The 717-nt window shown below is 55.8% G+C and carries 1 protein-coding gene; it reads right to left on the reverse strand.

Annotated features, from left to right (window positions below; all coding sequences use genetic code 11):
• On the reverse strand, positions 1 to 717 hold a 717-nt coding region (locus tag D3222_RS24860), incomplete at both ends, for a DUF2345 domain-containing protein (RefSeq protein ID WP_157975454.1).

Genomic DNA, 717 nt, shown 5'->3' on the forward strand with positions numbered 1-717 from the left:
CCCTTGCCAATACGGATATAACCGCCCCCACAGGCCAGCAGGATCTCTTCCTTAGCACTGATAATCACTTTGCCCTCATGGCTACTCACCGTGATATCTTTCAGCGCTTCCAGTCCCATCGCATCACCCTGCGCCTGAATTTCTACCCGCCCTTTACTGGCAAACAGTTTGATCCCCAGCTTTTCCGCAAACAGGCTGATCATCCCTCCGGCTGCCACCGTGAATTTTTTCAGCACGCTGAAATCGGTGTTTTTCCCACTGGTGGTGATCACATTTTCCCCGGCGGAAAATTGGAGACTGTTCGCCGTCGTCTGAGCGATACCCTCGGGGGCGGAAAGTAACAACGCCGATTTTCTCAGTTCGGTTAACGTGTCACTCAATAACGCTTTCTGGCGCTGCAAATCCGCCAGTTCAGCTTTGGCGGTTTCCGCCGCGCCGCGTAAGGCTTCGGTTAACGCCTGCGCCTGTTGCAACTGACTGATCGCCGCCTGCATTGCCAACACTTCGCCCCCCGCGTTGACCTGTTTATCCGCACTGATAAACAACCCTTTACCGGCCCGAATCGCTCCCCAGTCATCGGTACGCAGCTCAAAACCTTCCCCCCGTTTATCCGGGTGCGGACGCTGACTGTCGACCAGATGTCCCAGATTGAGCTGGCTCTTACCCCCGTAGTCGGTGCTGAGTTTGATGTGCTCCCGACCGCGCTCGTCATCCATC

This window comes from Photorhabdus sp. CRCIA-P01, from assembly GCF_003545805.1.
GTDB lineage: Bacteria > Pseudomonadota > Gammaproteobacteria > Enterobacterales > Enterobacteriaceae > Photorhabdus > Photorhabdus antumapuensis.